This window comes from Micromonospora sp. NPDC051227 (genome assembly GCF_044455385.1).
GTDB lineage: Bacteria > Actinomycetota > Actinomycetes > Mycobacteriales > Micromonosporaceae > Micromonospora.
Window position 1 is genome coordinate 361,249 of sequence record NZ_JBITET010000004.1, and the last position, 20,104, is coordinate 381,352.

19 protein-coding genes are annotated in these 20,104 nt (G+C 72.6%); 14 read left to right on the forward strand and 5 right to left on the reverse strand.

The annotated features are described in order from the left end of the window. Window positions 1-7: 7 nt before the first annotated feature. The 7 genes from ACIA47_RS13165 to ACIA47_RS13195 all read left to right on the forward strand — a co-directional run bounded on the left by ACIA47_RS13165 (window position 8) and on the right by ACIA47_RS13195 (window position 6,604). Window positions 8-1,363: an efflux RND transporter periplasmic adaptor subunit gene (locus ACIA47_RS13165; RefSeq protein ID WP_396708231.1), complete on the forward strand. Its 1,356-nt coding sequence runs from the start codon at window positions 8-10 to the stop codon at window positions 1,361-1,363. Further along, the gene (locus tag ACIA47_RS13170; RefSeq protein WP_396707803.1) at window positions 1,360-2,274 is read left to right on the forward strand and encodes an ABC transporter ATP-binding protein; all 915 of its coding nucleotides are present in this window, start codon (window positions 1,360-1,362) and stop codon (window positions 2,272-2,274) included. The genes ACIA47_RS13165 and ACIA47_RS13170 overlap by 4 nt, the downstream gene beginning before the upstream one ends. Further along, on the forward strand, window positions 2,271-3,455 hold the full coding sequence (locus ACIA47_RS13175) for an ABC transporter permease (protein WP_091402733.1): 1,185 nt from the start codon (window positions 2,271-2,273) through the stop codon (window positions 3,453-3,455). The genes ACIA47_RS13170 and ACIA47_RS13175 overlap by 4 nt, the downstream gene beginning before the upstream one ends. 210 nt (window positions 3,456-3,665) lie before the next feature. Then, window positions 3,666-3,875 carry a helix-turn-helix domain-containing protein gene (locus ACIA47_RS13180; protein ID WP_007465625.1) on the forward strand — a complete coding sequence of 70 codons (210 nt, stop codon included), beginning with the start codon at window positions 3,666-3,668 and terminating at the stop codon, window positions 3,873-3,875. 269 nt (window positions 3,876-4,144) lie between these two features. Beyond that, window positions 4,145-4,246, forward strand: a complete 102-nt coding sequence (locus tag ACIA47_RS13185; protein ID WP_007465623.1) for a 30S ribosomal protein bS22 — start codon at window positions 4,145-4,147, stop codon at window positions 4,244-4,246. A gap of 122 nt (window positions 4,247-4,368) precedes the next feature. Beyond that, window positions 4,369-5,445, forward strand: coding sequence for an NAD-dependent epimerase/dehydratase family protein (locus ACIA47_RS13190; RefSeq protein ID WP_203120880.1), 1,077 nt, complete (start codon window positions 4,369-4,371; stop codon window positions 5,443-5,445). 277 nt (window positions 5,446-5,722) lie between these two features. Then, a complete protein-coding gene (locus tag ACIA47_RS13195) occupies window positions 5,723-6,604 on the forward strand; it encodes a lysophospholipid acyltransferase family protein (protein ID WP_396708233.1) in 882 nt (293 codons plus the stop codon). A gap of 59 nt (window positions 6,605-6,663) precedes the next feature. On the opposite strand, the gene ACIA47_RS13200 is transcribed toward ACIA47_RS13195, so the two are convergent. From ACIA47_RS13200 to ACIA47_RS13210, 3 genes are all read right to left on the reverse strand, one after another. Next, entirely contained in the window at window positions 6,664-7,533 is an 870-nt protein-coding gene (locus tag ACIA47_RS13200) for an HAD family hydrolase (protein ID WP_396707806.1), read from the reverse strand. A gap of 126 nt (window positions 7,534-7,659) precedes the next feature. After that, window positions 7,660-8,529 (reverse strand): DUF5667 domain-containing protein, encoded by an 870-nt coding sequence (locus ACIA47_RS13205; protein ID WP_396707808.1) that lies wholly within the window; start codon window positions 8,527-8,529, stop codon window positions 7,660-7,662. Between the two features lie 288 nt (window positions 8,530-8,817). Further along, on the reverse strand, window positions 8,818-9,774 hold the full coding sequence (locus tag ACIA47_RS13210) for an ECF subfamily RNA polymerase sigma factor, BldN family (protein ID WP_396707810.1): 957 nt from the start codon (window positions 9,772-9,774) through the stop codon (window positions 8,818-8,820). A gap of 586 nt (window positions 9,775-10,360) precedes the next feature. Here ACIA47_RS13210 and ACIA47_RS13215 point away from each other — a divergent pair. The 3 genes from ACIA47_RS13215 to ACIA47_RS13225 are packed head-to-tail and all read left to right on the forward strand — an operon-like array spanning window position 10,361 to window position 12,895. Then, the gene (locus tag ACIA47_RS13215) at window positions 10,361-11,968 is read left to right on the forward strand and encodes an AMP-binding protein (protein WP_396707812.1); all 1,608 of its coding nucleotides are present in this window, start codon (window positions 10,361-10,363) and stop codon (window positions 11,966-11,968) included. Further along, complete coding sequence (locus ACIA47_RS13220; RefSeq protein WP_030490173.1) at window positions 11,958-12,212, forward strand: glutaredoxin family protein; 255 nt, start codon at window positions 11,958-11,960, stop codon at window positions 12,210-12,212. Before ACIA47_RS13215 ends, ACIA47_RS13220 begins: the two co-directional genes overlap by 11 nt. A gap of 20 nt (window positions 12,213-12,232) precedes the next feature. Next, window positions 12,233-12,895 (forward strand): HAD family hydrolase, encoded by a 663-nt coding sequence (locus ACIA47_RS13225; RefSeq protein ID WP_396707814.1) that lies wholly within the window; start codon window positions 12,233-12,235, stop codon window positions 12,893-12,895. On the opposite strand, the gene ACIA47_RS13230 is transcribed toward ACIA47_RS13225, so the two are convergent. Both ACIA47_RS13230 and ACIA47_RS13235 read right to left on the reverse strand, forming a co-directional pair. Continuing rightward, entirely contained in the window at window positions 12,876-13,529 is a 654-nt protein-coding gene (locus ACIA47_RS13230; RefSeq protein ID WP_030329744.1) for a response regulator transcription factor, read from the reverse strand. The two genes, ACIA47_RS13225 and ACIA47_RS13230, sit on opposite strands and share 20 nt — an antisense overlap. A gap of 58 nt (window positions 13,530-13,587) precedes the next feature. Then, window positions 13,588-14,892 carry a sensor histidine kinase gene (locus ACIA47_RS13235; RefSeq protein WP_203120885.1) on the reverse strand — a complete coding sequence of 435 codons (1,305 nt, stop codon included), beginning with the start codon at window positions 14,890-14,892 and terminating at the stop codon, window positions 13,588-13,590. 490 nt (window positions 14,893-15,382) lie between these two features. On the opposite strand from ACIA47_RS13235, the gene ACIA47_RS13240 reads away from it, so the two are divergent. Genes ACIA47_RS13240 through ACIA47_RS13255 form a run of 4 tightly spaced genes read left to right on the forward strand, consistent with a single transcriptional unit; the run spans window position 15,383 to window position 20,089 of the window. Beyond that, on the forward strand, window positions 15,383-16,153 hold the full coding sequence (locus ACIA47_RS13240) for a redox-sensing transcriptional repressor Rex (protein ID WP_203126012.1): 771 nt from the start codon (window positions 15,383-15,385) through the stop codon (window positions 16,151-16,153). Continuing rightward, window positions 16,150-17,547, forward strand: coding sequence for a glutamyl-tRNA reductase (locus ACIA47_RS13245; RefSeq protein ID WP_112605228.1), 1,398 nt, complete (start codon window positions 16,150-16,152; stop codon window positions 17,545-17,547). The genes ACIA47_RS13240 and ACIA47_RS13245 overlap by 4 nt, the downstream gene beginning before the upstream one ends. After that, a complete protein-coding gene (gene hemC / locus ACIA47_RS13250; protein WP_203126011.1) occupies window positions 17,544-18,512 on the forward strand; it encodes a hydroxymethylbilane synthase in 969 nt (322 codons plus the stop codon). The genes ACIA47_RS13245 and hemC overlap by 4 nt, the downstream gene beginning before the upstream one ends. After that, on the forward strand, window positions 18,509-20,089 hold the full coding sequence (locus ACIA47_RS13255) for a uroporphyrinogen-III synthase (protein WP_112584249.1): 1,581 nt from the start codon (window positions 18,509-18,511) through the stop codon (window positions 20,087-20,089). The genes hemC and ACIA47_RS13255 overlap by 4 nt, the downstream gene beginning before the upstream one ends. Window positions 20,090-20,104: the final 15 nt, after the last annotated feature.

Sequence of the window (20,104 nt, forward strand, 5' to 3'; positions counted from 1 at the left end):
CAGCACCATGCGGCCCCGCCTGCTCATCGCCCTGACCGCCGTCATCGTCCTCACCGCCACCACCGCCGCCTCCTGCGGCGACGAAGGCCCCGATCTCACGCTGGCATCGGCCGCCCGCAACCCGGTCACCGAGGTGATCGACGCACCCGCCACGGTGACCGCCCGCGCCGCCGCCACCCTCACCGCTCCCGCCGACGGCACCCTGTCCAGCCTGCGCGTTCAACCTGGACAGCGGGTCAAGCGCGGTCAGGTGCTGGCGGTGGTCGACTCACCGAGCGCGCAACAGCGTCTCCGTCAGGCCAAGGAGGCGCTGACAGCCGCGAAGCGGGCCGGTCGAGGCGTCGGAGCGGGCAGCCTGACCAGCAGCCGGCGTGGCACCGACAAGGCCGCCGACGAGGCGTTCGACGCGGCCCGGAAGGCCGCCGAGAAGATCGCCGACCCGCAACTGCGCGACGCGCTGCTCACCCAGGTGACGTCCGCGCAACGCCAGTACGCGGCCGCCGCGCGCAGCGCCGACCAGGCGGTCCGCGCGGTGCAGCGGGGGATCAACGGCTTGAGTTCCGCCGTCGGCGCGCTCTCCGCGGCACAGCGGCTCCAGGCCCAGCAGGCGTACGACCTGGCGAAGGCGACAGTCGACGCGCTGACCCTGCGCGCCCCGATCGCCGGGGTGGTGCAGCCCGGCGGCACCCGGGCCGGCGGTGGCGCGAATGCCGGTCTGGCCGGGCTGTTGGAGCAGGCCGGTGGCGGGCAGGCGGCCGGCCTCGACCCGTCCGTGCTGGCCCCCAGCCAGGGTGGGCCGCCGGCCGGCGTGGACGACGCGGTCGCGGTCGGTGGTCAGGTCGCTGCCGGCACCCCGGTGCTGACCGTGGTGGACACCGGGCAGTTGGGTCTGCTCGCCGAGGTGGACGAGACCGACGTGCTGCTGGTCAAGGCCGGTGTGCCGGCCACTGTCGAGTTGGACGCCGTCACCGGTGCCAGCTACGACGCCACCGTCCGCTCGGTCGACGTGCTGCCCACCAGCTCCGCGCAGGGCGGGGTCACCTACCGGGTCCGCCTCGCGCTGGGCGTCGGCAAGCTGGCCGAGGACGAGCCGGCCCCGACGCCCCGCCCCGGCATGAACGCGATCGTGCACCTGCGGGTACGCGAGGCCGTCGACGCGGTGACCGTCCCCGCGTCGGCGGTGTTCTCCGCCGACGGCCGCGACGCGGTCTGGGTGGTCCGTGACGGCAAGGCGGGCCGGGCGCCGGTGACCGTGGGCGTCCAGGGGTCCGACCTCGTGCAGATCCTCAACGGCGTGCAGCCCGGCGACCGGATCGTGGTACGCGGCGCCGACCAGGTCCGCGACGGCCAGGAAGTCCAGTGACCGAACCCGCCGTCGCGGATCGGCCGGCAGGGGAGCGGGTTCCGGCCATCGAGGCGGTGGACGTGTCCCGGACGTACCAGCTCGACGGGGTGTCGGTGGAGGCGCTGCGCGGGGTGTCGCTCACCGTGCAGCCTGGGGACTACGTGGCCCTGGTCGGCCCGTCCGGCTCGGGCAAGTCCACCCTCATGCACCTCCTCGGCGGGCTGGACCGGCCCACCGGCGGCCGCCTGGTGATCGGCGGGCGGGACGTCAACGCCCTCGCCCCACCGGAGATGGCGACCCTGCGCAACGAGACGATCGGGTTCGTCTTCCAGGCGTTCCACCTGTTGCCGCGTACCTCGGCGGTGGAGAACGTGGCGTTGCCCCTGGTCTATCGGGGGGTGTCGGCTCGGCAGCGGCGGGAGCGGGCGGCGGCGATGCTGGGCCGGGTCGGCCTCGGGCACCGGCTGGATCACCGGTCCAACCAGATGTCCGGCGGTGAGCAGCAGCGGGTGGCGATCGCCCGCGCGCTGGTTACCGAGCCGACGGTGCTGCTGGCCGACGAACCCACCGGAAACCTGGACAGCGTCACCGGCGCCGCCGTGCTGGAGCTGTTGGAGCAACTGAACGCGGAGTCGGGGGTGGCGCTGGTGATGGTCACCCACGACCAGGAGGTGGCGGCCCGCGCTCACCGCCGGATCACCATGCGCGACGGGGTGGTCGTGGCGGACAGCGCCGACCCGCGCTCCGCTCATGATCGACCGCCGTCCGTTGATCACGGTCGACCTGCGACACTGGTCCCCGCTCCCAGCGCGGAGCCCCGGTCCGCGTCCGGAAGCGGTCCGGGGCACCCGCCCGGTGGCTCCGGTGGCGCCGCCGGAGCCACCGGGCGCCTTCCGCGCGAGGTCGAGCGGCCCGGAGGTACGGCGTGAGAGTTGCCGAGGCGTGGCGGGTGGCGTTGGACGCCCTGCGGGCCAACCGGTTGCGCAGCGCGCTGACCATGCTCGGGGTGATCATCGGGGTGGCCTCGGTGGTGCTGCTGGTGGCCATCGGCACCGGCACCAAACAGAAGGTCGAGCAACAGGTCGAGGGCCTCGGCTCCAACCTGCTGCTGGTCGTCCCCGGCCGGATCGAGGTGGGCAACGCGCCGGTCGTCTCGCCGCTGACCCTAAAGGACGTGGACGCCGTCACGCGGGTGGTCGGCGATCCTGATCGGGTGGCGGTCACCGTCGCCTCCGGGGCGACCGCGCGGGCCGGCGCCCGTTCGGACTTCACCACAGTGCAGGGCGTCCTGGAGACGACCCCGGCGGTGTTCACCCGCTCGCTGGCGCGGGGACGCTACCTCACCGGTACCGACGTGGACACCAGCCGACGGGTCGCGGTGCTCGGTGACTCGGTCGCCCGTGCGCTCTTCCCCGACCGGGACCCGCTCGGTCAGCAGGTGGCGCTGGCCGGGGTGCGGTTCCGGGTGATCGGTGTCTTCGCGCCCCTCGGGCAAAGCCTCGGCGTCGACCGGGACGACGAGGTGCACGTGCCGGTGACCGCCGCACAACGACTCTGGGGCACCCAGCGCGTCGACGGCATCGCGGTGAAGGCACCGGACCGGGAGCGGATCGACGAGCTGGGCGAACGGATCGTCGCCGAGCTGAACCGCCGCCACCCGGACACCGAGTTCAGCGCGGTCACCCAGCAGCAGATCCTCGGCGTGCTCGGCGACATCCTCGGTGTTCTCACCGGCGTCCTGGCGGCCATCGCCGGCATCTCGCTGCTCGTCGGCGGCGTCGGCGTCTCCAACATCATGCTGGTCAGCGTCCGGGAGCGGACCCGGGAGATCGGGCTGCGCAAGGCCGTCGGCGCGCGTCCCCGCGACATCGGCGTGCAGTTCCTGCTGGAGGCGGTGCTGCTCACCACGATCGGCGGGCTCACCGGGATGGCGCTGGGCGTGGGAACCGCCCTCCTGGTCGACGCGCTGTCGCCAATTCCGGCGGCGATCACCTGGTGGTCGTTGGCGCTCGCCTTCGGCGTTTCGGCGGTGGTGGGCATCGTCTTCGGGGTGGTTCCCGCGCAGCGCGCCGGCCGTCTCGACCCGGTGGTCGCCCTGCGCACCGAATGAGCACCCGGACCAACCGGACGACGGACGCGGACGGGCGGATACCGGGAGCACGGATCGGGTGAACCGGCCACCGAAGCATGATCAGTTGCAGGAAGGGATCGCGCCGGTCACAACCGCCCCGCTACCGTACTGGTAACACGCGCGTCGTCGGCCCGGCCCGGAGCATCCGTCGGGTTGGCACGCGCCGGGCATGGGATGGGTCGGTGAGCCATGGCCGGGTCACAGTCCGACGGACGGCTGTCGGAGGTCAAGTTCCTGACCGTCGCGGAGGTGGCGACGGTCATGCGGGTGTCAAAGATGACGGTCTATCGCCTGGTGCACAGCGGTGAGCTCACCGCCGTCCGGGTCGGCCGGTCATTCCGGGTGCCCGAGCATGCGGTGCACGAATATCTCCGGGGTGCCTTTCAGGAGACCGCCTGAGCCACCGCCCCGCCCTCCGATCGTCAGCTGACCGGCATCGGTGGGCGTGAGGAGTGAGCTTGCGGGCCCGCTGTCGCGGTCCAGAGGCGGCCGCGACGGGGGCGCGTTGGTCCGGCTGACGCCCTCCGGCTACCCTGGAGCCCGACCGAGACCCCACCGGTGCGCCCCGCCGCCCAGACTGGTCCGGTCCGTTGTCCGCAAGCGGTCGCCGTCGCCACCTGCGTGGTGTCATCCGGTCCGCCCCGCACGTTGTATCGAAAGGCTGTCGTATGGGCTCGGTGGTCAAGAAGCGCCGTAAGCGCATGGCTAAGAAGAAGCACCGCAAGCTGCTGCGCAAGACCCGCGTCCAGCGTCGCCGTCTCGGCAAGTGATCGCCGCCGGGCTGTCGGCCCGGCGTTCGGCGTCACTTGCCAAACTGTCGACCTCCGGAGGCTCAGGTGATCAGGCCGTGGTCGTCCCGGCTCGGTCCATCCTGCCGGCGTAGGTGCGTCAGATGACCCCCGGTGGCACCTCAGGTGCTCCGGGGGTCGTCGTCGTCACCGGAGTAGGCCGTTACCTCGGTGCCCACGTGGCGGCTCGACTGGCCGCCGACCCGCGCATCGAGCGGGTCATCGGGGTCGACGCACCGGACTCCGGCACCGAGTTCCCCGACCTGCTGGACCGGGTCGAACGCATCCGAGTTGACAGCGGCTCCCTCGGTGGCCTCCTCGCCGACCTGGACGTCGACGCGGTGGTGCACCTCGCGTTGGTCACCTCACCCGATCCGGCGCATGGCGGCCGGTCCGCGATGAAGGACCAGAACATCATCGGCAGCATGCAGATGCTCGCCGCCTGCCAGCGGGCACCCCGACTGCGCAAGCTCGTGGTCCGCTCGTCGACCGCCGCGTACGGGGTGTCGTTCCGGGATCCGGCGGTCTTCACCGAAGAGACCGAGCCCCGCGAGGTGCCGCGCGGCGGTTTCGGCCGCGACATCCTCGACCTTGAGGGGTACGTGCGCGGCTTCCGCCGCCGCCGATCAGACGTCACCGCCACGGTGCTGCGCTTCGCCCCGTTCATCGGCTCGACCGCCGACACCACGTTGACCCGCTACTTCTCACAGCCGTTCGTGCCGACCGTCTTCGGCCGTGACCCCCGCCTGCAGTTCCTGCACTTCGACGACGCGCTGGAGGTGCTGCACCGGTCGATCGTGGAGGACCATCCCGGCACGTACAACGTCGCCGGCCCCGGGGTGCTGTCGCTGTCCCAGGCGATCCGACGTGCCGGACGGGTGGCCGTCCCGGTGCTGGAGCCGGGTCTCTCCGGGGCCGCAGCGCTGGCCCGCAGCATGGGCTTCGGCGGCTACGGCCTGGACCAGGTCGACCTTTTCGTACACGGCCGGGTGGTCGACACCAGCCGGCTCGAGCACGAGTACGGCTTCACCCCCCGGTCGACCGCAGAGGCGTTCGAGGACTTCATCCGCGCCCACCACGGTGGGATGGTGGTTACCCGGGGTCAGTTGGCCGCTGCCGAGCAACTCGTCCTGGACGGCATCCGGCAGGTCCGTTCAGCGATCCGGGAGCGGTCATCGTGAGCGCGAGGAGTGAGCCGGTCTTGCGAGCCCCGCAGTCGCGAACCGAGGCGGCATCATGAGTGGGCCGGAGGAGGGGCGCGACCCGCAGTCGGTCGGGCGTTTCGACGTACCGCAGCAGGTGCCCGCGCCGGACGCGGAGCCGGCGCGGCGCAACGGACATCGACCGGCCGCGCAGGCCACGCCGACCCCGACGGAACCGCCGGCCTCGACCACACCGCCGGCCTCAACCCCGACCTCGGCCTCGACCCCGACACCTTCCGACGAGGTCGACGCCGGGTTGCCCGGCGGCACCGAGCCGGCGGTGTCGGACCGGCCCGGGGACCACTGGGACCGCAAGGTCGCGAACGGGTTGGCGTTCCTGCGCCGGCGGCTCTCCGGTGACTACGAGGTCGACGAGTTCGGTTTCGACTCGGAGTTGACCGACGCGGTCTTCCACCCGCTGCTGCGGCTGCTCTACCGAGACTGGTTCCGCACCGAGGTCAGTGGGGTGGAGCACGTCCCCGTGGATGGGCCCGCGCTGGTGGTCGGCAACCACTCCGGCACGGTGGCACTGGACGCCCTGATCCTGTCGGCGGCGCTGCACGACAAGCATCCCGCCCACCGCTACCTGCGGCTGCTCGGCGCCGACCTGGTCTTCCGGATGCCGGTGGTCTCCGAGTTGGCTCGCAAGACCGGCGGCACTGTGGCCTGCAACCCGGACGCCGAGCGGCTGCTCGGCGGCGGCGATCTGGTCGGTGTGTTCCCCGAGGGCTTCAAGGGCATCGGCAAGCTCTACGCCGACCGTTACAAACTGCAACGCTTCGGGCGGGGCGGGTTCGTCTCGGCGGCGCTGCGCACCGGCACCCCGATCGTGCCCGTCGCCATCGTCGGCGGCGAGGAGATCTACCCGATGCTCGCCGACCTCAAGCCCCTGGCGCGGCTGCTGAAGCTGCCCTACTTCCCGGTCACGCCGACGTTCCCGCTGCTCGGCCCGCTGGGCATGGTGCCGCTGCCCAGCAAGTGGCTGATCGAGTTCTGCCCGCCGATCCCCACCGCGCACCTGACCGACTCGGCGGACGACCCGCTGGTGGTCTTCAACCTCGCTGACCAGGTGCGGGAGACCATCCAGCAGACCCTGCACACGCTGCTGGAGCGACGTCCCGATCCGTTCGGCCCATAGGGCGTGTTTCAGAGGTGTCGGTCGAGCCGAGGCTCTGACACCCGCCCTTGGCGGGCGGCTCAGCCGGCGCGGCGGCGGCGCTGCAGGGCCAGGCCTGCGGTGACCGCGCCCGCGACCAGCCCGGCGGCGGCGGTCGACGGTACGGCGATCTTGACCGCTCGGCGGCCGGTGCGGAAGTCCCGCACCTCCCAACCGTGCTGGCGGGCCTGCCGCAGCAGGGGGCCGTCCGGGTTGACTGCCACCGCCCGGCCCACCGCGCAGAGCAGCGGCAGATCGTTCGCCGAATCGCTGTAGGCCGCGCAGCGGAACAGGTCGAGCCCTTCCACGGCGGCGAGCTGGGTGACCGCCTCAGCCTTGGCCGGCCCGTGCATCAGGTCACCCACCAACCGCCCGGTGTACGCCCCGTCCAGCACCTCGGCCACCGTGCCGATGGCACTGGTCAGGCCGAGCCGGGCGGCGATCACCCGGCCGATCTCGACGGGGGCGGCGCTGACCAGCCAGACCCGTTGACCGGCGTCCAGGTGACGCTGAGCGAGCTGGTGGGTGCCGGCCCAGATCCGGGGGGCCATCATCTCGTCGAAGATCTCCTCGGCGAGGTGTTCGACCTCGTTGACCCGCCAGCCCTGAACGAAGGCCAGCGCCGCCTCCTTGGCCACTGACATGTCACCGGCGTGCTCCCGGGCCAGCAGCCGGAAGCGGAGCTGCTGCCAGGCAAATCGGGCCAGGTCGGCGGTTGTCACGTAGTTCCGGGAGGCGAGACCACGGGCGAACCAGTAGATCGACGCGCCCTGCATCATCGTGTTGTCCACGTCGAAGAACGCCGCGGCGGTCGGGTCGGGTGCGCTGACCGGGGCCAGGTCGGTCTCCGCCCAGGCTGCGGTGTGCCCCTCGGCGTCGGTGCTGACCGTCACCTTACGGCTACGCGCCACGCGAATCCCTTCCTCACCGGTACGACGGATGCTCCCCCGCGAGGGTATCCGCCGTAGACGGGTGACCGGCCGGGCACACAGCGAACTGTGGCGCGGCCGGTCGGACGTGCGGTATGGGGACGCGGGTCAGCGGGCACCGGGGCAGGTGCTCGGGTTCGGCCCGAGGGCGTCGCTGGCGGTCGGTGCCGGCAGGCCGCAGGCGATCGCCGCGCGCAGGTCGTCCGAGCGTTCCCGGATGCTGTCCAGCAACACCAGCGACCGCTGGGTCCGTTCCCGGTCGACCCGGGTGCTCCCGTCGAGCAGACCGCGTACCGCCCGGCGCTGGCTCGACACGAAGGTGTTCAGAGTGTCCAGGCTGCCCGGCTCGGCCCGCTGCACAGCGGCCGAGGTCAGCAGGCGAACGCCCTGCCGGCTGTCGGCGTCCATGTCGTCGAGGACCGCGCTGTAGCCGATCCGGTCACCGCGCAGCTTGGCGGCTTCGCCGACTCTGGTCCGGGCGAAGTCCAGGAAGAGTTGGCCCCTGCTGATGTCGGAGCTGGCCAGGGCGAGCTGTGCCCGTTCGGTGGAGCGCTTCATGCCGTACAGCGCGTCACCGGGCACCGCGTTCTCGCTGGCGGCGGAGATCCCGGAGACGGCGATGGCCCCGGCGGCGATGCCGACCAGGATCGCGCCCCGGGCTCGGGCCCGCCGTGCGGTGACCGCCGGCAGTAGCCGCCCGCGGGTGGTCGTGGCGGCCGGTTCGCTGACCGCCACTGGTGCGCTGCCCAGCCCTTCCCGCTCGGCGGTTGCGAGCAGCATCGCCCGCAGGCCGGTACGGAAGTCCTGGTCCACCTCGACAGCCGGGGGGCCGACGCTGAGCCGCTGACCCACTGCGACGAGCGGCGCCAGTTGGCCGTCCACCCGGGATCGCACGTGGTGTCGTCGAGCGCCGTTGGCCTCGTCGAGAAGCTGCGCGAAGCGCTCCGCGCGCCGGCGGGAGAAGAGGGTGTTGTCCACCGCAGGCACCTCCTCTCGCTGGTCACGGCCGGTCGGCCGCCGTCGTTGCCAGCGACCGGGCGGCAGTGTGACACCAGGAGGTGAGGTGCCGCCGGCATGCCGGTCGGACCTCGGTGACCCGGGCCTGCCGGGACATCCACCGGTCGCACCCGGAGAAACGCGGCGGACCGGGCACGGGTTACGGGCCTGGCGGAGCGGAAATTACAGAAAGTGATGGTCGTCACCGGGCGGGACCGACTCTGAGCTGTGCGGACGTTGATCGACGCCCGTCGGTCCCGCCGTAACAAGCTACGGCTGGAAGCCGTCGGGCAGCAGCCGGGCCAGGGCGCGGACTGCGCGGTACTGGAGGGCCTTGATGGCGCCCTCGTTCTTGCCCATCGCGCGGGCCGTCTCGGCCACCGAGAAGCCCTGGAGGAAGCGGAGCACGATGCACTCCTGCTGCTCCGGGTTGAGCTGCTTGACGGCGGTGAGGAGCGCGACGTTGGTGATGTGCTCCACCACCGCCGCCTCCGGGCTGCCCTCCGGGCCCCGGTCCTCCCGGTCGGCGTCGAGCACGTCGCCGGTGGTGACCTCCAGTCGGTACCGGCCCGACTTGAAGTGGTCCGCGACGAGGTTGCGGGCGATCGTCACCAGCCAGGCGCCGAGGTCGCGGCCCTGCCAGGTGAAGCTGCCGATCCGCTTGAGCGCGCGCAGGAACGTGTCCGAGGTGAGGTCCTCGGCGAGTTGCCGGTTGCCGACCCGGAAGTAGACGAACCGGAAGACGGTGTCCACGTAGCGGTCGTAGATCAGACCGAACGCCTCGGACTCGCCGGCCTGGGCCCGCTCGATCAGCGTCCAGACCTCGGTTGCCGGGTCGGACGGGTCCGGGCGGCTCGGGAAACCGGTCGGGGTGGTCGCGGTGGTGGCCGGCACCGCCGGGATCACCGCTGTCTCACCCGCCGCCGGGTCGGTGGTGACCGCAGGTGTGTCGCTTACCCGACGACCCTGCACAGGCATGGTGGGTCGGGACGGTACGGCGACCCGGCCGCCGGCCGGCTTCGCGTTTCCACCGGGCACCGCGGGTCGCGGGGGTGGCTCGTTGTGGTGTGGCCGGCTGCGGATCCGTGGCGCCGCGCCGTCACCCCGCACGACGCCGCCGTGCTGTTCGTCCGATGGGGCACGGGCCGCTGGCCGCTCGTTGACGTGGGAGCGGGCGGGTTGACCGGTCAGGCCGACCGGGCGTTCCGCGTAACCGAAGGTGGTCACCGCGTTGCCCCCGTCCCGTCGGTCGCCGGGCGGGCCGGTCTAGCTCTCGTCGGGGCGGACCGACCGGATGACCGGTCGGGCAGGACGGTCACGGGAGTTGCCGACGGGCGGCAATTCCCCTGGAGGTGCTGGTCCAATGCGCTCACAGGCACGGGGGCCTCCTCGGGCTGAGGGGTGTCGACTCACGGCAAATGGGGTGAGCCGACCCGAGTGATGATAGGGCCAACGTCACCCGCGCGTGGCAAGTCCGTTACACAAGGCGGAAGTATTTCCCGCTCCTCCGCACCGATGGCGGACCGGTTGTCCGTCGTGTGCGATTGACTTTCCGTCGGCCCGGTGTTCCAGGATGGATCCCCAGGTCGGAGGCGCGCCGCCCGTTCGGCCTACCCGCCGCGCCGGCCGACCGGACGGGGGCGGCCGAACTGCCCGTGGTCAGCGTCGCACGTCCCATCGACAGGACCTGATCGGATCGCCGATGGCACACCGGACAGTCCCGTACACGGGACTGCCGCGGTGCCGTCCTCCGGGCGTGGCCCCCACCGTCGGGCGTGGCCCCTCGCCGTCCGCTGTGCCAGACTCGATCACCGTGCAGGACGCCTCGGAAAGCCCCGCGCCGAACCTCGCCGACCGGGTCCGCCGGGCGGCTCTCGACCGCGCCGACCGGCCCGCGCTGCACTGGGGTGAGCACGCCCTGAGCTGGTCCGAACTGGACGGCGCGGTGGACGCCGCCGCCCGCGGTCTGTCCGCCGCCGCGCCACCCACCGACCCCGGCGGTCTGCCGCCACGCGTCGCCATCGCGCTGCCCAACACACCGGACTTCGTGATCACCTGGCTCGGCGCCCTCCGCGCCGGGCTGGTCACCGTGCCGGTCAACCCCGGCCTCACCGCCCCGGAGCTACGGCACGTGCTGGCCGACTCCGGCGCGTCGGTGCTCATCGCCACCGACCACGTTCGAGGCCTGGTCGCCGACGTGGCCGCCGAGCTGCCCGCGCTCGCCTCGGTGCACGGCACGCCCCCGACCGCCGAGGCGCCCGGACCGGCACCCCGCCCTCGACGCGGCGGCGCCGACCTGGCTGTCCTGCTCTACACGTCCGGCACCGAGGGGCGACCCAAGGGGGCGATGCTCTCGCACCAGGCGCTGCTCGCCAACCAGGAACAGGTCGCGGAGATCGAGCCGCCGGTGGTCGGGCCGACCGACACTGTTCTCCTGGCGTTGCCGCTGTTCCACGCGTACGGGCTCAACTCGGGGCTCGGCGCGGTCGTGCACCACGGCGCGACCGGTGTGCTGCTCGACGAGCCGGGCCCGACGGCGGGGCTGGACGAGATCGCGCGGCACCGCGTCAGCGTGCTGGTCGGCGTACCGTCGATGTTCCTGACCTGGGCCGGTGCGGCCACGGCCCGCGCGGCGACCGCGTCGGTGCGGGTGGCGGTCTGCGGCGCGGCACCGCTCGAACCCGCGGTCGCGGCGCGCTTCACGGAGGTCACCGGGCATCAGGTGCACATCGGGTACGGCCTCACCGAGACCGCGCCGGTGCTGACCTCCACCCTGGTCGGCGGCGTGGCCAAGCCGGGTTCGATCGGCCGGCCGCTGCCCGGGGTGCGGCTACGCCTGGTCGGCGCCGACGGGACGGACCTGTGGCGCGACGGGCTGGCCGTCCCCGACGACGACCCGGACGAGCTGGACATTTCCGACGTGGCACCGGGCACCGACCCGGGGCAAATCGTGGTGTCCGGTCCGAACCTCTTCACCGGCTACTGGCCCGACGGTCGGGGCGGCCCGGACGCCGAGGGTTGGTGGGGCACCGGTGACATCGCGTACGCCGACGAGGACGGGGACCTCTTCCTGGTCGACCGGCTCGGCGAGTTGATCCTGGTCAACGGGTTCAATGTCTATCCGCACGAGGTCGAGCTGGTGCTCGCCGGGCACCCCGGGGTGGTCGAGTCGGCGGTACTGGGTGTGCCGCACCCGCGGACCGGCGAGACTGTGCGGGCGTACGTGGTGCCGGTGCAGGGCCGACCGGTGACCAGCGAGGAACTGCTCGCCCACTGCGCACGGAACCTGGCCCGGTTCAAGTGCCCGACCGCTGTCGAGTTCGTCGACGCCCTGCCGCTCTCGGCGATCGGCAAGGTACGCAAGACCCAACTCCGGTCGGCGACGCCGACCGACGGCACGGAGGTAACCGATGGCCAGTGACGCCCGACTCGCCCTGATCACCCGACCCGGCTGCCACCTGTGCGACGACGCCAAGGCGGCGCTCGACCGGGTGGTCGCGGTCACCGGCGACAAGTGGGTCGAGTGGGACGTCACCGGCGACGAGGGGCTGGAGCGGGAGTACGGGGACCGGTTGCCGGTGGTGATGCTCGACGGCAAGGAGCACGGCTACTGGCGGGTCGAGGAGGACCGGCTGCTGCGGGACCTGACCACGCCGCAGCTCTGACGGGTGCCTATGGTGCTCTGATGACCTCTGCGCACCCGCACCTCGTCTGGGACTGGAACGGCACCCTGCTCAACGACCTCAGCCTGGTGGTGTCCGCTACCAACGTCGTGTTCGCGAGCCTCGGCGGGCCGACGGTCACCCCGGACGAGCACCGGGTGCGGTTCCGCAGGCCGATCGCCGAGTACTACGCCGAGGTGCTCGGGCAGGCCGTGGACGACGACGAGTTCGGCCGACTGGACAAGATCTTCCACGACGCGTACCGCACCGGGCTGACCACCTGCGAGCTGGCCGCCGACGCGCGCGCCGCCATGGCGGCCTGGCCGGGCAGCCAGAGCCTGCTCTCCATGTGGTTCCACGAGGAGCTGGTCCCGACCGTGCACACGTACGGGTTGACCGGCCACTTCACCCGCGTCGACGGGCTGCGGGCCACTGTCGGCGGCGGCCACAAGGCCGAGTCGCTCCAGCAGCACCTGGCCGAACTGGGCGTGGACGGCGCCTCGGTGGTGCTGATCGGCGACTCCATCGACGACGCGGACGCGGCGCTCGCGGTGGGTGGCCGTGCAGTGCTCTACACCGGCGGGTTCACCGACCCGGCCCGGCTGCGCGCCTCCGGTCACCCGGTGGCCGACACCCTCACCGACGCGGTTGCCCTGGCCCGGGAGGTCAGTTCCGCAGATAGGTGAGGACGGCCAGCACCCGTCGGTGCTGTTCGGTGTCCGGCGGCAGGGTGAGCTTGGTGAAGATGTTGCGCACGTGCTTCTCCACGGCGCCGTCGCTGACCACCAGGGCGCGCGCGATGGCGGTGTTCGAACGCCCCTCGGCCATCAGGGCGAGCACCTCGCGCTCGCGGGGGGTCAGCTCGCGCAGCGGGTCGTCCCGGCGACGCCGGGCGAAGAGCTGACCGACCACCTCCGGGTCGAGCACCGTGCCGCCGCCCGCCACCCGCCGCAGTGCGTCCAGGAACTCGTCGATCGCGGCCACCCGGTCCTTGAGCAGGTAGCCGATCCCGCCGCCGGCGCCGCCGGTGGTGGCGAGCAGATCATCGGCGTACGACACCTCGACGTACTGGGAGAGCACCAGGATCGGGGTACGCGGTACCAGCCGGCGGGCCTCCACCGCAGCCCGCAACCCCTCGTCGGTGTGCGACGGCGGCATCCGGACGTCGACGATCGACACGTCGGGCCGGTGCTCGACCACCGCCTCGACCAGGGCGTCACCATCCCCGACGGCGGCCACCACCTGGTGCCCGCTCTCGGTCAGCAGCCGGACCAGCCCCTCCCGAAGCAGGACGGCGTCGTCGGCGATCACGATGCGCATGGCTGTGTTGTCTACCACGTCCGGCCCGTCGTACGGGCTCGGCGCGGTGCGGGACCGCTCACAGCGGCAGCTCGGCGCGGATCTCGGTGGGGCCGCCGGTCGGGCTGACCACCACCAGTTCGCCACCGGCGGCACGGACCCGGTCGGCGATCCCGGCGAGTCCATGCCCCTTCGCCAGGTGCGCGCCGCCCTGCCCGTCGTCGCCCACCCGCACCTGCAGGTGGGTGCCCTTGCGGGCCACGGCCACGGTGGCCTCGGTGGCCCGGCTGTGCTTGGCGACGTTGGTCAGCGCCTCGGACACCACGAAGTACGCGGTGTTCTCCACCGCCGGGTCGAGCCGCCCGGCCGGGGTGCCGAGCTGCGGGTCCACCTGGAGCTCGATCGGGATCAGCCCGCGGCCGGCGATCGCGGCCAGGGCGCTGGGCAGGCCCCGGTCGACCAGGATCGGCGGGGCGATGCCCCGGGACAGCGCCCGCAGTTCGGCCAGCGTGTCCCGGGTCTGGGTGACCGCCTCGTCGATGGTTCGGCCGGCCGCCTCCGGGTCCGAGGCGAGCTGCATCCGGGCCCGGCTGAGGTCCATGGCCAGCCGGACCAGTCGCTGCTGGGGGCCGTCGTGGATGTCACGTTCCAACCGGCGCAGCGCGGAGGCCTCGGCGGACACGGCGGCCCGCTTCTGCTCCTCCAGCACGGTGATCCGGTCACGCATTTCGGCCACCCCGGTCAGCATGGCCTTGGCGAAGCTGGCCTGGAGCAGTGCGCAGCCCCGCACCACGATCGGCAGGGTGATCAGGAAGAACACCCCGAGCGCGGTGTGCAGGCCGATCCGGGCGGTGGTCGAGTCGCCCAGGCCGAGCAGTTGCGCGAGGTCCTGGTCACCCTCGCCGTCGGCCCGGGGCAGGGCCCAGTCGTAAGCCCAGTAGAGCGAGCCGGCGATCGCCGCGGCCCACCAGGACAGCGTCACCACGAAGGTGCCCACCGCCGCGATCAGCCGCAGGATGCCGTGCGCCAGGTCGAGCCAGGACTGGGCGTCCCGCATCGGCACGAAGATCCGCCGCCAGGCGTTCGCGCCCGTCTCGGGCAGCCGGTAGTGCGGCCGGATCCGGGGTTGGTGGAGCACCGCGGGCAGCCGCAACCGCTCGACGTCCGCCAGCCCACGGGCGGCGTACAGGGTGCCGCTGAGGATCGGCAGGCCGATCACCGTGACCACCAGGCCGATGCCGACCGCGAGGCCGACGATGAGGACGACGAAGCTGGCCACCGCCAGGGGCAGGCCGAGCACCACGTACCCGGAGTCGACGAAGAGCTGGCGGGGGATGCTCGGTGCCAGCGTCGGTCGGTCGCTGGTGGCGGCAACGGCGGTCATGCTCAAAGGCTAGGCATCTGGGCTCGGCGTCCCCATCCCGAAACCCCGCCTCTCCTCCGTAGTGCTGTCCCTACCCCCACCCCACCCCACCCCACCCCACCCCGCCCCACCCCCGACCGCGTCGATCTTGCACTTGTGGTTGGGGATTTGCCCTCTCTTGGGCGAAAGGCGGGGACAGCAAGTGCAAGATCGCGGGCGTGGCGATGGGCTCGGGGCAGGGCCGGCGCGGGATTGGTCAGAGAAGTCGGGATTGAGCAATAATCGCCCGGGCGGTGAGCGGACCAGGCCGTTCAATCGATCTTGTGGAATGGAGGGGCTGGTGAGGTCGCGCCACGCAGCGACAAGATCGCGATTTGTGCACGTCTTCACAAGCGCCTACGCTGTGACTCCGACGCGCCCTGCTAGCACAGCCGGCAACCTCGGTCGCCAGCGGGAGTCCACAAACGGCCGACCAGCGGAGTTGGCCGAGGATCGCACCGCACGGAGTCTCATGAGTCAGCACCGTCACCCAGGCGCGCCCGGCAGCGCCGGTGCCGTACCGGCGCTCCCGGATCTGCCCGAGGCGACCGTCGCTCGGCTCCCGGAGTACCTGCGCGCGCTGCACAACCTGGCCGACACCGGGCACGAGACGGTCTCCAGCGAGGGTCTCTCCGCCGCCGCCGGGGTCAACTCCGCCAAGCTCCGCAAGGACCTCTCCCACCTCGGCTCGTACGGCACCAGGGGCGTCGGCTACGACGTCACGCTGCTGATCGAGCAGATCGAGTATGTGCTCGGGCTCACTCAACGCCGGGCGGTTGCCCTGGTCGGCGTGGGTAATCTCGGTCACGCTCTGGCCGGCTACGACGGTTTCGCCAGCCGGGGCTTCCGGATCGCCGCACTGCTCGACGCCGATCCCTCCCGGGTCGGTGAGGAGATCAACGGCCTGGTAGTCCGGCATGTCGACGACCTGCCGACGGTCGCCGCGGAGGAATCCCTCGCGATCGGCGTGATCGCCACCCCGGCCGCCGCCGCCCAGCAGGTCGCCGACCAACTGGTCGCCGTCGGCGTGACGAGCATCCTCAACTTCGCGCCGTGCGTACTCTCGGTTCCGGAGGGGGTCGACGTGCGCAAGGTCGACCTCGCCATCGAGCTGCAGATTTTGTCCTTCCACGAGCACCGCAAGGCGTCGCTGACCGCGCTGCCCGCCACCGGCGGGACCGCTCTCACCGCCCTGCCGGGCGGGTTCGCGGCCACCGACACCCAGGAGGCGATAGGCACGTGAAACTGCTCGTCGTCGGCGCGTCCTACCGGACCGCCCCGGTCGCCACGCTGGAGCAGCTGGCCGTGCCTCCCGCCGACCTGACCCGAACACTGGACCGCCTGGTCGCCCAGCCGTACGTTTCCGAGGCGGTGATCGTCTCCACCTGCAACCGGGTGGAGGTCTACGCCGCCGTGTCCGGTTTCCACGGTGGGCTCGGCGACGTCTGCGCCGTGCTGGCCGAGCAGGCCGGCAGCTCGCCGACCGCGCTCGCCAGCCACCTGTACGTGCACTACGACACCGCGGCCGTGGATCACGTCTTCCGGGTCGCCACGGGTCTGGACTCGATGGTGGTGGGCGAGGCGCAGATCCTCGGCCAGTTGCGTGACGCGTACCACTGGGCCACCGGCGCCGACTCGGCCGGCCGGCTGTTGCACGAGCTGATGCAGCAGGCGTTGCGGGTCGGCAAGCGCGCCCACGCCGAGACCGGCATCGACCGGGCCGGCCAGAGCGTCGTCACCGCCGCCCTGGAGCTGGCTGCCGGGCACCTCGACGGCGACCTCGTCGGCCACCCGGCCCTGGTGGTCGGCGCCGGTGCGATGGGTTCGCTCGGGGTGGCCACGCTGTCCCGGCTGGGTGCCGGGCCGCTCACCGTCAGCAACCGGGGTGCCGACCGGGCCGTCCGGCTCGCCGAGTCGTACGGGGCGACTGCCGCGCCGATGACCGAGCTGGCCGACACCCTCTCCACAGTGGACATCGTAGTGGCCGCCACCGCGTCCACCGAACCGGTCCTCACCCGGTCGGTGGTCACCGCGGCGCTGGCCGAACGTGACCCGTCCCGGGGCCCGCTGGTCCTGCTCGACCTGGCCGTTCCGCGCGACGTCGAGGAGGGCGTCGCCGAGCTGCCCGGCGTCGAGGTGATCGACATCGACCGGATGGCGGCGCTGCTCGCCGACGGTCCGGCGGCTGCCGACGCCGCAGCCGTCGAACGCATCGTCCTCGGCGAGGTGGAGGGCTTCCTCACCTGGCTGCGCGGCGCCGACGTGGCACCCACAGTGGCCGCGCTGCGCGGCCGGGCCGACGACGTGGTCACCGCCGAGCTGCGCCGACTGGCCCAGCGTCGCCCCGACCTCGGCGACGACCTGCGGGCCGAGGTGGCCCGCACTGTGCACCGGGTGGTGCAGCGGCTGCTGCACCAGCCCACCGTCAAGGTCCGCCAGTTGGCCGCGGAGCCCGGCGGCGACCAGTACGCGGCACTGCTGCGCGAGCTGTTCGACCTCGAGGTGCCGCAGACCTCGCCGGTGGACACCGTCCCGGACGTGCTGACCCCCGACCTCGGCATGGCGCTCCCCGGCACCGACCCGGTGTCCGGAGCCGACGCCGCCGAGCCCACTCCACCCACCGGAGGTGCGCGATGACCGCCCCCCTGCGCCTCGGCACCCGGGGCAGCGCCCTGGCGATGGCCCAGTCCGGCCAGGTCGCCGAGGCGGTGACCGCCGCTACCGGCCGCCCCGTCGAGCTGGTCGAGGTGGTCACCGCGGGCGACCGCTCCAACGCGCCGGTGCACCGGCTGGGCGTCGGGGTGTTCGTCTCCGCCCTGCGTGACGCGCTGACCGCCGGGACGATCGACTTCGCGGTGCACTCGTACAAGGATCTGCCCACGGCCGCCGCCGGTGGGCTGCACATCGTGGCGGTACCGGCCCGGCAGGACCCGCGCGACGCGTTGGTGGCCCGCGACGGCCGGACGCTCGCCGAGCTGCCGCCCGGGGCCACCGTGGGCACCGGAGCGCTGCGTCGGATCGCCCAGTTGCACGCCCTCGGCCTGCAACTGGAGGTCACCCCGATCCGCGGCAACGTCGACACCCGCCTGGGGCGGGTGCTCGGCCCCGAGGCCGACCTCGACGCCGTCGTCCTGGCCCGGGCCGGTCTGGCCCGACTCGGCCGGCTCGACGTGATCACCGAGTCGCTGGACCCGATGCTCATGCTGCCCGCTCCCGCTCAGGGCGCGTTGGCAGTGGAGTGCCGGGTCGACGACCAGGACCTGGTCGAGCTGCTCGCCGTGCTCGACCACGCACCGTCGCGTGCCGCGGTCACCGCGGAACGTGCGTTTCTGGCAACCCTGGAGGCCGGGTGCAGCGCACCCGTCGCCGCCTATGCCGAACTCGCCGAAGGCGAGACCGGCGATGAGATCTACCTGCGCGGGGCGGTGATCAGCCCGGACGGCACTCGTGACCTCCGGCTGTCCCGCACCGGAACGCCCGCCGACGCGGCGGAGATCGGTAAGGCACTCGCCGCCGAACTCCTCGACCTCGGCGCCGACTCGATCCTCGGCCACGAAGGACACACCGGCCCGGGGACCCAGCAATTTGGGAGCACAGAATGACCCGCACCCGTAAGCCCGTCGGCCGTATCGCGTTCGTCGGGGCTGGCCCCGGTGACCCGGGCCTGCTGACCCGTCGGGCCCACGACGCCCTGGTCGACGCCGACCAGGTGATCTACGACCGGGGAGTCCCGGAGTCGTTGCTCACCGTCGTTCGCGCCGAGGCCAGGGACGATGCCGAGTTCACCCCGGCCGAGGGCGCGCCGGGGGACGTGGCGAAGGTGCTGATCTCCGCGGCCCGCTCCGGGCTCAACGCGGTGCACCTGGTCGCCGGCGACCCGTTCGGGCACGACTCGGTGGTCAAGGAGGTGCAGGCGGTGGCCCGCACCGCCGCCCACTTCGAGGTGGTGCCCGGCGTCGGCCAGGCCGAGGGTGTGGCCACCTACGCCGGGGTCCCGCTACCGGGTGTGCGTACGGCCGCCGACGTCGAGGACGTCAGCGCGCTGGACTTCGAGGCGTTGGCCACGGCCGTCGGCCGGGGTTCGCTCGCGCTCGCCGTGGACGCCGGTGACCTCGCTGCCGTCCGCGACGGGCTGCTCGCCGCCGGGGTCGACGGCACCACCGGCGTCGGGGTGACCGGCGACGGCACCGGCGAGACCCAGTACACGACCACGTCGACAGTGGACAGCTTCGTGGCCGCCGCGCTCGGTTTCACCGGCCGGGTGGTGCTCACCGTCGGTGTCGGGGTGGGGCAGCGCGACAAGCTGAGCTGGTGGGAGAACCGCCCGCTGTACGGCTGGAAGGTGCTCGTACCCCGGACCAAGGAGCAGGCCGGCGCGATGAGCGCCCGGCTGCGCGCGTACGGGGCGATCCCGTGCGAGGTGCCGACCATCGCGGTCGAGCCGCCGCGTACCCCGGCGCAGATGGAGCGGGCGGTCAAGGGCCTGGTCGACGGCCGGTACGCCTGGGTGATCTTCACATCGGTGAACGCGGTCCGCGCGGTCTGGGAGAAGTTCGCCGAGCACGGTCTCGACGCCCGACACTTCGGTGGCGTCAAGATCGCCTGCATCGGTGAGGCCACCGCGGACGCGGTCCGCGCGTTCGGCATCCAGCCGGAGCTGATCCCCGCCGGGGAGCAGTCCTCCGAGGGTCTGCTGGCCGAGTTCTCGCCGCACGACGAGATCCTCGACCCGGTGGGCCGGGTGCTGCTGCCGCGCGCCGACATCGCCACCGAGACGCTCGCCGCCGGGCTCACCGAGCGGGGCTGGGAGGTCGACGACGTGACCGCGTACCGGACGGTGCGGGCCGCTCCGCCGCCCGCCGAAATCCGCGACGCGATCAAGTCGGGCGGGTTCGACGCGGTGCTCTTCACCTCGTCCTCCACCGTGCGCAACCTGGTCGGCATCGCCGGGAAGCCGCACGCCCGGACCGTTGTTGCCGTCATTGGGCCCAAGACGGCGGAGACCGCGACGGAGTTCGGCCTGCGCGTCGACGTCCAGCCGCCGCACGCCTCGGTGCCCGACCTGGTGGAGGCGCTCGCCGCCTACGCCGTCGAGCTGCGGGAGAAGCTGGCCGCCATGCCGGCCAAGCAGCGCCGTGGCTCGAAGGTGCAGGGCCCGACCGCTCTGCGCTTCCGGTAGTCGTTCGAGGAGGGC

Excerpts from the sequence above, each read along its gene's own strand:
- ACIA47_RS13165 (WP_396708231.1), top strand. The coding sequence starts at position 8 with ATGCGGCCCCGCCTGCTCATCGCCCTGACCGCCGTCATCGTCCTCACC.
- ACIA47_RS13180 (WP_007465625.1), top strand. The coding sequence starts at position 3,666 with ATGGCCGGGTCACAGTCCGACGGACGGCTGTCGGAGGTCAAGTTCCTG.
- ACIA47_RS13185 (WP_007465623.1), top strand. The coding sequence starts at position 4,145 with ATGGGCTCGGTGGTCAAGAAGCGCCGTAAGCGCATGGCTAAGAAGAAG.
- ACIA47_RS13190 (WP_203120880.1), top strand. The coding sequence starts at position 4,369 with ATGACCCCCGGTGGCACCTCAGGTGCTCCGGGGGTCGTCGTCGTCACC.
- ACIA47_RS13220 (WP_030490173.1), top strand. The coding sequence starts at position 11,958 with ATGGCCAGTGACGCCCGACTCGCCCTGATCACCCGACCCGGCTGCCAC.
- ACIA47_RS13225 (WP_396707814.1), top strand. The coding sequence starts at position 12,233 with ATGACCTCTGCGCACCCGCACCTCGTCTGGGACTGGAACGGCACCCTG.
- ACIA47_RS13230 (WP_030329744.1), bottom strand. The coding sequence starts at position 13,529 with ATGCGCATCGTGATCGCCGACGACGCCGTCCTGCTTCGGGAGGGGCTG.
- ACIA47_RS13235 (WP_203120885.1), bottom strand. The coding sequence starts at position 14,892 with ATGACCGCCGTTGCCGCCACCAGCGACCGACCGACGCTGGCACCGAGC.
- ACIA47_RS13240 (WP_203126012.1), top strand. The coding sequence starts at position 15,383 with ATGAGTCAGCACCGTCACCCAGGCGCGCCCGGCAGCGCCGGTGCCGTA.
- hemC (WP_203126011.1), top strand. The coding sequence starts at position 17,544 with ATGACCGCCCCCCTGCGCCTCGGCACCCGGGGCAGCGCCCTGGCGATG.
- ACIA47_RS13255 (WP_112584249.1), top strand. The coding sequence starts at position 18,509 with ATGACCCGCACCCGTAAGCCCGTCGGCCGTATCGCGTTCGTCGGGGCT.